The sequence below is a fragment of the Brucella sp. LJL56 genome (genome assembly GCF_054871705.1).
Genome location: NZ_JBTXLQ010000004.1, coordinates 322,288 through 330,455, shown reverse-complemented (window position 1 = coordinate 330,455; position 8,168 = coordinate 322,288). Strand labels below are relative to the sequence as shown.

Genomic DNA, 8,168 nt, shown 5'->3' with positions numbered 1-8,168 from the left:
ATACGCGCAAAAATACCCAACCGGTTCATCATAAAAACAATGGCGCGGGGTGGAGCAGCCCGGTAGCTCGTCAGGCTCATAACCTGAAGGCCGCAGGTTCAAATCCTGCCCCCGCAACCAAATCAACAAAACCCCGTGGCATACACCACGGGGTTTTGGCGTTTAAACAGCCGCTAAAACTTCCCAGCGCTCAGAAGAGCGATAAACCTGCATGTTTGAGCTATCAGACAGGGCGCTCATCGAAGGAAGACAATGGTGAACCTCGACCGGTCGCTGCTCGCCGATCTCAACATATTCGTGACAATCGTGCGGCGACAAAGCATGAAACACGCCGCCAACGAAATCGGAGTCTCAACATCCGCTATCAGTCATCGGATCAGAAAACTGGAGGCGGATCTGGGCGTGCGCTTGCTCAACCGCACCAGCCGTTCTCTCACGCCAACCGAAGCCGGCGCGGCGTTTGCGGCACAACTTGAAGGCGGGTTGCGGACGATAGGCGAGGCCATCGAGGCGCTGACCAGCCAGCGGGACTTCCCGTCGGGACGCATAAGGCTGAATGCATTGCGCGATGCCGCGCGGTTGATCATTGCACCCATCTTGCCGCGTTATACGCAAACCTATCCGGACATGCATCTCGATATCACCATAAATGACCAGATGGTCGATATCGTCGCCGATGGTTTCGACGCGGGGATTCGCTATGGTGACCGGGTGCCGCAAGATATGATCGGTGTGGCGCTGACTGGTCCGTTGCAATGGATTGTAGTTGGTTCCCCAATTTTGATCTCGAGGGTAGGGCATCCGAGAATGCCTGACGACCTGCTTCATTTGCCGTGTATAGAGACGAGGCTTGGCGACAATTCCCGTTATGCATGGGAACTGGGAAACGGAGCATCGCTGCGACGGGTGGATGTGAAGGGGCCGATTTGCGCCAATGAGACTGAGCAGGCCATTGAGGCCGCCCTGGGCGGCGTTGGTTTTGCCTATTGTCTGGAGCCATTGGTCCAGAAGTATATTGCTAAAAGTGCGCTTGAAGCGGTGTTGCCGGACTGGGCTTCAGAAGGACCACCCCTGACCATGTATTATCCCAGTCGGCGACAGGTCCCTGCTGGTTTGCGAAGGCTGATTGATCTTATCCGTGAGGAACAAGGCTTGACGAAGTTGGTGGTCACCGAGGAAGCGACTGCGCTTTGATATGCTGGTCGTTGACATTCTCTCATTCATTCGTTGAGGTAATCTCAACAAATTATGGTTGCTTCGGGTCCCTTTCGAGCTCAAGTATGCGCCACACCTGATATGTGTGGAACCGGCGCTGCCTTCCATGCATGGTCGAACCATTTCACTCATGGAGATGCGTCATGCATTACAATGCAGCGGCTGATCGCTACCAGACAAATATGATCTATCGCCGGACCGGTCGAAGCGGTATCGATCTACCGGCAGTTTCACTTGGTCTCTGGCACAATTTCGGTGGCCGGGATGTTTATGAAAATGGTCGTGCCATTCTGCGTCGTGCGTTCGATCTGGGTGTCACCCATTTCGACCTGGCGAATAATTATGGACCGCCGCCTGGATCTGCGGAAGAAAATTTCGGTCGCATCATGGCCAGCGATTTTCGACCCTATCGCGATGAGATGATCGTCTCTTCAAAAGCTGGCTGGGATATGTGGCCTGGACCTTATGGCGGGATCGGTGGCAGCCGCAAATACCTGATCGCAAGTCTCGACCAATCGCTGCGGCGGATGGGGCTCGACTATGTCGATATTTTCTACTCGCATCGCGTCGATGCCACGACCCCGTTGGAAGAGACGATGGGAGCGCTCGCGCATCTGCATCGTCAGGGCAAGGCGCTGTATATCGGCATTTCCAGCTATTCGCCCGAACTCACTCAGAAGGCGGCGGCGATTCTGAAGGAAGAACGCGTACCGCTTTTCATTCACCAGCCGAATTACAACATGTTCAACCGCTGGATCGAGAATGGCCTGCTCGACACGCTTGAGGAACTGGGCACCGGCTGCATCGTCTTTTCGCCACTGGCCCAGGGGTTGCTGACATCGCGCTATTTGAATGGCATCCCAGAAGGTGCGCGGGCGAATCAGGGCGGTTCCTTGAAAGCCAGCGCCCAGAGCGAAGAATTGCTGGGACGTATCCGGGCGCTGAACGCCATTGCGGAACGTCGTGGGCAGACCTTGGCCCAGATGGCTATTGCCTGGACGCTTCGCGATCCGCGTGTCACGTCTTCGCTCATCGGCGCGAGCTCGGTCGAGCAGTTGGAAAACTCTCTGGGAGCCTTGAAGGGGCTGGATTTCAGCATCGAGGAATTGGCTGAAATTGACCAATATGCGCATGATGGCGGAACCGATTGGTGGAAGAGCTCGACTTTGCTTTGATGTATTAGTTTTAACGAACAGTATGATAAAGGGCCGCACGCTTTGCGTGCGGCCTTTTTGCTTGAAATAGGAGGCGGTGAAAGCAATTCACGCAGGGTGATGAAATTGCTATAGGGCAAATGGGGTTCAGGACTGGCGCTCTGCCTTTCACGAAGCCGATCCGTCGGGGAAATGTATTCGAGACAATGTCGCTGCGGTCAATAAAGGGCAGTTTGAAGTATCCGCTGATCCGGGCAGGGCTGGAGGCTATCGCGCTTTCCGGTGCAGCGACGCTTTTCCCTTCTGCCGGTGGCCGCGGTGTTGTCTTCACGATGCATCACGTAAAGCCCGACGATGCGCAGGATGGATATGATCCCAATGCCATTCTTTCGATTACGCCGCAAACACTCCGAATGGCGATAGAGGCGGCGTTGGAAGCGGGCCTCGTTCCGGTGCATCTGCATGATTTGCCAAAACTGCTTTCCGAGCCGGATAACCAACAGAAGTATGTCGTTTTCACACTGGATGACGGTTATCGGAATAATGCGGAATTCGCGGCCCCCGTATTTTCCCGCTATAATATCCCCTACACGGTTTTCATCACAACCGGCTTTGTGGAGCGCAAGCGGTCCATGTGGTGGAGAACCGCCGCCGCTCTGGTGACGGAAGCTGACAGCTTCCGGTTTGACTTTGGCGGCGGTGCTGTCGATATCCGCTCGACAAATTCGGCGCAAAAATCGGTGGCCTTTGCCCGGCTTGTGCAGTTCATGCAGTGTTTCGATGAAGACGAAGGAGTAGCCCGCATTGATGCAGCCGCGCAGAGGGTCGGGATTGATGCAATTTCTCTTGTCGATGAATCAGTAATGAGCCCATCGGAGTTACGAAATCTTGCTGTCGATCCGCTTGTGCATCTTGGAGCCCACACGGTCACCCACGTCAATCTGCGTCGTGTGGATGACAAAAGGCTGGCAAAGGAAATTGCTGATTCGACCGATGCCGTGGCACGCTATGCCGGTTACAAACCGCGATCGTTCGCCTATCCATATGGATGGAAGGCGGCGGCTGGAGCGCGCGAGATCCAGGCCGTTTCCGAAGCAGGCTTCGATGTGGGGGTGACCACCCAGCCGGGCGTGCTGCAGCAAACAGACGAGATGCAGGTGGCGGCTATTCCGCGTATTTCCCTCAACGGCTATTTTCAGAAGAAACGCTATATAAAGGTGCTCGTTTCAGGCCTGCCATTCAAGCTGCTCTAGAGAATTTCTTCCGAAAGTGAGAACCGGTTTTGGGATAAAGACATACGTAAAAACAAACGGATAGAGAGGTTTCAACGACTCTGTTTTAAACGGAACCACTCTAGCTAAAGTCCGAATATTTGCTCGGTCCTGAAAACACGAAAGGCCGCCTGTCGGCAGCCTTCGTAAAACCTGATCTGAAGAAAAACTGGAGCGGGCGAAGGGATTCGAACCCTCGACCCCAACCTTGGCAAGGTTGTGCTCTACCCCTGAGCTACACCCGCTCGCGCCAGTCATTCCGGAAACCGTTCGTTTCCGTCAGGCAGGCGCTATATGGACCAACGCTTCGGAGATTGCAACAGGGAATTTTGCTTCTTTGTGCAAGTTATTTGCCGGTTCTCTCCAAAGCTGTGGATGAAGTCAGCGGCCAAGGCGCGTGACGCTGATAAGTGAGGCGAATAGTGCAAATCCGGATGCGAAGAAGAGAATATAGGGTGTTCCTTCGACGCCCCATTGCGACAGCAGAAATGCGACGAATGCCGCCCCTAGCGACTGGCCGAGGAGGCGCGCTGTACCCAGCATGCCGCTTGCGGCACCACTGCGCGAGCGCGGCGTCGAGGTAATCATCATTCGATTGTTCGGTGCCTGAAACAGGCCGAAGCCAATTCCGCAGATTGCCATGCGCCAGCATATATCAGGGATCGACGGATGTTCCGGCAGCATGCCGACCAGAGCAAGCCCGATGGCGAATATGATAAGGCCGAGTAAGCCCAGGATCGCCGGCGAGTGCTTGTCGGACAGTTTGCCCGATAGCGGCGCGACGAATGCAAGAGCGATAGGCCAGGGCATCATCAGCAAACCGACTTCTATCGGCCTGAAGCCAAAGACGACCTGAAAGAGGAAAGGCAGCGAGATAAATGCCATCATCTGGGCGAGGAATGACATGATCGACGTGCAGATGGAGAGTGTGAAGACCGGTATGCGCAGGAGATCGAGTGGCAGCAGCGGGTCGGCCATGCGCAGCGATCGCCGCGTGAGGAGAACGCCTGCGGTCACGCAGACGACCGCTTGCAAGAGGACGATCGAGGAATTGATCTCGTTACCTGCGCTGTCGATGGTGGTGACCAGCAAGCCGATGGTAAGCGCTGACAGAATTGCGCTGACCACGTCGAACTTGCGCGCAGAGCGGTCATTTTCGGGCAGGCTTTTGATGCCCATCACGACGGCAGCAACGCCGAGCGGAATGTTGATGACAAAAAGCCAGGGCCAGCTCAGGGAGGAGAGCATGACACCGGCGAGTGTCGGCCCGATGGTCGACGAAACGGCGACGAAAAGCGCATTGAGGCCGATGGCCGTGCCGAATTTCGCCTGCGGCACCGTATAGCGCAGAAGGGCGGCATTCACGCTCATCAGGCCGGCTGCGCCCAGACCTTGAACGATGCGGGCGAAAGTAAGCGCTTCCAGCGAGCGTGAGAACACGCAGGCCACGGAAGCGACCGTAAACAACGCCACGCCGCCCAGATAAACGCGCCGATAGCCATAGATTTCACCGAGCGCCGCAAGTGGAAGCAGCGTGACCACGATCGCAAGCTGGTAGCCGTTGACGATCCAGATAGAAGCGGCAGGGCCAGCCGAAAAGTCGGCGGCGATCGTCGGTAGGGCGACATTTGCAATCGTGCCATCGATGACGGCGAGCGTCAGGCCCACCATCAGGGTCGCCCATGCCCAATAGATTCGCGGCTTGGGCAAACCGTCCGGAGCTGCGGACGCGGCTTGCTGAATAGCGGTTTCGTGCTTCATTTCATGACCAGTGTTCGGGACCAGGGCGGCGGGCGGTTCCGTGTGAAGAGGAACCGTTCCAGGTGCCGCAAAATAAAAGACAGATTTCCTGTAACCTTAACCGTATCGGTAAGGTCAGCAAGCTATCTAGCCGAAAATCACCCGACGAACACTGTTTTCGGGTCGTTAACCGGCCCGGTAACACTATTGTGTGCCACTTTCCGCCGGAACCGGCAGTTTCATCGCATGCGCATATTTGCGCGGATTGAAGCTCATATAGAGCGGACAGATGCTTGCGACCAGAACGAGATGCATGATCCAGCCGGAGGCGAACGAACCGGTCAGGCCATGTAGAAAAGCGGTGGCGACCGGGCCGAGAGCGGCGATCAGGAAGCCGCCACCCTGCATCATGGCCGCGAGAGCGCCGGCTTCCTCAGGTCTGGGCAGGTGGTCGAGCGAGGTAATCATGGCGAGCGCGAAGCTGCCGCCGAGACCTGCGCCGCAGATGGCAGACCAGAAGAAGGGCGAAAGCTGCGGCGCAAAGGCAAGACCTGCGAAGCCAATAGCCTGCATGGCCAGTGTCAGCAGCAACCAAGGGCGACGGTCGATACCGTGGCGGGCAAGCAGCGGCAGTCCGAAAGCGGCCAGCGCTTGTGCGACGGCCATTGCTGCGACGAGATTGCCGGTGGTGGACGCAGCAAGCCCCAGCGACTGATAATAGGGAGCAAGCCAGGCGACCATAGACGAATAGCCTGCATTGACGAGACCGAATGCAGCCATCAGCACCCAGGTGCGGGGGCGTCGCAGCAGGTGCCCGGTTATTCCGGATTTTTTGCCCGACGATGACGTTTCGCGGAGAATGGGAATTGCTGTCAGCAGCGCCAGTACGGCTGGAATTGCAAGGACGGCGAGGGCGAACCGCCAGTTATGCTCCGGGCCTGCAAGCCACGGTGTCAGCCGTGCGCCGAGCGCGCCGCCGCCCATGATCATGGCAGAATAGAGCCCGGTCACGGTGGCGATGCTCGACGGGAAGTTGGCCTTGATGAGGCCCGGCATCAATGCCTGGATCATCGCAACGCCTGCACCGCACAGGATGGCGGTCAGCACCAGCGAAACACCGTCAGGAACAATGCCGCGCAGGAGGGAGCCTGCTGCAAGAATGGCAAGTGCCGCGAACATGCTGCGCCGGGTTCCGAACAGCGACTGGATGCGCGGGGCAGCGAAAGCGCCAAGTCCCATCAGCATCATTGGCAGGAAGGTGAGCAGGGAAAGCGCGCCGAAACCCATCCCGGTGTCGGCTACGATGTCCGAAAGAACAGGCCCCGGCGCGGTCAGAAATGGACGCAGATTGAGGCCGATCAGGACCACGAGCGCGATGAGGGCGAGGCTTGCCGCGTTCTTGCTGCCGGTCGCCGGATGGGTGGTGGTCTGCATGTCTCAGGCGCCTGCCTTGCTCTTAGAGCGCGTTTCGATCTGATTGAATCAGATCGGCGCTCTAACTTTTTGTTTTGAACCGCGCATATTATCCGAAAACCGTTTCACACTTTTCGGGATGCGCTCTTGTTTTTCCAGACTTGGTACAGTCCAGGATCGTTTATCGGCGGCAAATGCTCGAAGCTGATACCTGCCTGCGCGCTGAGAGATTTGGCAAGTTCAGCCGCGATTTTCGCGGTCGAAAGACCGAAGGGCTCGGCCTGCTCATTGGAATAGGCGAAGCGGATTTTTTCGACGCCTGCCATGCGCATCGCGGCAAAGCACATGGGGCAGGGCTGACCGCTGGCATAGACTTCACAGCCATCGAGACGCGGTGATTGCAAGGTCTTGCCTGCTGCGCGCAATGCCAGCAATTCGGCATGGGCGGTCGGGTCGCAATCGGCCTGCATGCGATTGACGCCTGTGGCGATGATCTCGCCGCCCTTGACGACTACCGCACCGAACGGGCGTCCGCCTTGTTCGACATTGTCGAAGGCGAGCTTGATAGCCTGATCGAGAAATGTACTGTCGCTGCTCATTTCGCACCCGCCTTTTCCAGCAGGGCCACCATCGGCGCATAGCCGCGGCTGCGGGCATGCTGAAGAGGCGTGACGCCGTCATTGTCTGCCAGATTGACGTCGGCACCCGCATCGATGAGAAGCTTTACGATATCGACATGGCGCTGGCCGCCATCACCGAGCATGATGGCTTCGAGAAGCGCCGTCCAGCCAAGATTGTTGACGTGATCGACCTTGACGCCAGCCTCGATCAGCGTGCGCACTGTTTCGACATGTCCGCGTTCGGAGGCGGGAATGAGTGCCGTTCCGCCATAGCGATTGGTGCTCTTCAGGTCAGCACCGTGCGCAAGCGTCATCTTGAGGATTTCGAGGTGTCCGCGTGCGCCCGCATAAAGATAGGGGCTGTCCTTGATGGCATCCTTGGCATTGACGTCGGCGCCAGCATCAATGAGCGCACGGGCGACATCGACATGATTGGCATGGGTGGCCGCCAGAAGCGCCGTCTCGCCATTCTTGCCGCGCGCTTCGAGGTCCGCTCCGGCTTTGATGGCTGCATTGACCGCAGCCAGATCGCCAGATGTTGCGGCCTGAAGAAGAGAAGTTTCGGCTTGGGCTTGGGCTGCGGCGTGGTGGCCCGGCAATGTCGGTTCGGTCATAACTATCGTCCCTGCAATCAATGCCAAGGCACTCAAGCTGAATATTGTTTGACGCATCGGCTGGTTCTCCTGCTTGTTGCGTTCATACAAGCAGGGTGTCATATTTGGAAATTAAATGTTGAACTGATATCCAGTGGATTT

At 57.1% G+C, this 8,168-nt stretch carries 7 protein-coding genes and 2 tRNA genes; 4 read left to right on the top strand and 5 right to left on the bottom strand.

The genetic code is table 11. The annotated features are described in order from the left end of the window. Positions 1–43: 43 nt before the first annotated feature. The 4 genes from ACYSN1_RS15930 to ACYSN1_RS15915 all read left to right on the top strand — a co-directional run bounded on the left by ACYSN1_RS15930 (position 44) and on the right by ACYSN1_RS15915 (position 3,622). Positions 44–120, top strand: a tRNA-Met gene (locus ACYSN1_RS15930). A 132-nt stretch (positions 121–252) separates the two neighbouring features. Further along, positions 253–1,194, top strand: a complete 942-nt coding sequence (locus ACYSN1_RS15925) for a LysR family transcriptional regulator (RefSeq protein ID WP_461726571.1) — start codon at positions 253–255, stop codon at positions 1,192–1,194. A gap of 164 nt (positions 1,195–1,358) precedes the next feature. Beyond that, on the top strand, positions 1,359–2,390 hold the full coding sequence (mgrA, locus tag ACYSN1_RS15920) for an L-glyceraldehyde 3-phosphate reductase (protein WP_461726570.1): 1,032 nt from the start codon (positions 1,359–1,361) through the stop codon (positions 2,388–2,390). A 185-nt stretch (positions 2,391–2,575) separates the two neighbouring features. Then, positions 2,576–3,622, top strand: coding sequence for a polysaccharide deacetylase family protein (locus ACYSN1_RS15915; RefSeq protein ID WP_461726569.1), 1,047 nt, complete (start codon positions 2,576–2,578; stop codon positions 3,620–3,622). A gap of 188 nt (positions 3,623–3,810) precedes the next feature. Here the strand turns inward: ACYSN1_RS15915 and ACYSN1_RS15910 are convergent. The 5 genes from ACYSN1_RS15910 to ACYSN1_RS15890 form a co-directional block, all read right to left on the bottom strand. Beyond that, a tRNA-Gly gene (locus ACYSN1_RS15910) sits at positions 3,811–3,885 on the bottom strand. A gap of 136 nt (positions 3,886–4,021) precedes the next feature. Continuing rightward, positions 4,022–5,401 carry an MFS transporter gene (locus ACYSN1_RS15905; RefSeq protein WP_461726568.1) on the bottom strand — a complete coding sequence of 460 codons (1,380 nt, stop codon included), beginning with the start codon at positions 5,399–5,401 and terminating at the stop codon, positions 4,022–4,024. 183 nt (positions 5,402–5,584) lie between these two features. Continuing rightward, positions 5,585–6,814: a cyanate transporter gene (locus ACYSN1_RS15900; protein ID WP_461726567.1), complete on the bottom strand. Its 1,230-nt coding sequence runs from the start codon at positions 6,812–6,814 to the stop codon at positions 5,585–5,587. Positions 6,815–6,918: 104 nt separating this feature from the next. Beyond that, positions 6,919–7,392: a nucleoside deaminase gene (locus tag ACYSN1_RS15895; RefSeq protein ID WP_461726566.1), complete on the bottom strand. Its 474-nt coding sequence runs from the start codon at positions 7,390–7,392 to the stop codon at positions 6,919–6,921. Then, a complete protein-coding gene (locus ACYSN1_RS15890; RefSeq protein WP_461726565.1) occupies positions 7,389–8,027 on the bottom strand; it encodes an ankyrin repeat domain-containing protein in 639 nt (212 codons plus the stop codon). Before ACYSN1_RS15890 ends, ACYSN1_RS15895 begins: the two co-directional genes overlap by 4 nt. Between the last annotated feature and the right edge of the window lie 141 nt (positions 8,028–8,168).

Coding starts and splice junctions, on each gene's coding strand:
- ACYSN1_RS15925 (WP_461726571.1), top strand. CDS start 253: ATGGTGAACCTCGACCGGTCGCTGCTCGCCGATCTCAACATATTCGTG.
- mgrA (WP_461726570.1), top strand. CDS start 1,359: ATGCATTACAATGCAGCGGCTGATCGCTACCAGACAAATATGATCTAT.
- ACYSN1_RS15915 (WP_461726569.1), top strand. CDS start 2,576: ATGTCGCTGCGGTCAATAAAGGGCAGTTTGAAGTATCCGCTGATCCGG.
- ACYSN1_RS15905 (WP_461726568.1), bottom strand. CDS start 5,401: ATGAAGCACGAAACCGCTATTCAGCAAGCCGCGTCCGCAGCTCCGGAC.
- ACYSN1_RS15900 (WP_461726567.1), bottom strand. CDS start 6,814: ATGCAGACCACCACCCATCCGGCGACCGGCAGCAAGAACGCGGCAAGC.
- ACYSN1_RS15895 (WP_461726566.1), bottom strand. CDS start 7,392: ATGAGCAGCGACAGTACATTTCTCGATCAGGCTATCAAGCTCGCCTTC.
- ACYSN1_RS15890 (WP_461726565.1), bottom strand. CDS start 8,027: ATGACCGAACCGACATTGCCGGGCCACCACGCCGCAGCCCAAGCCCAA.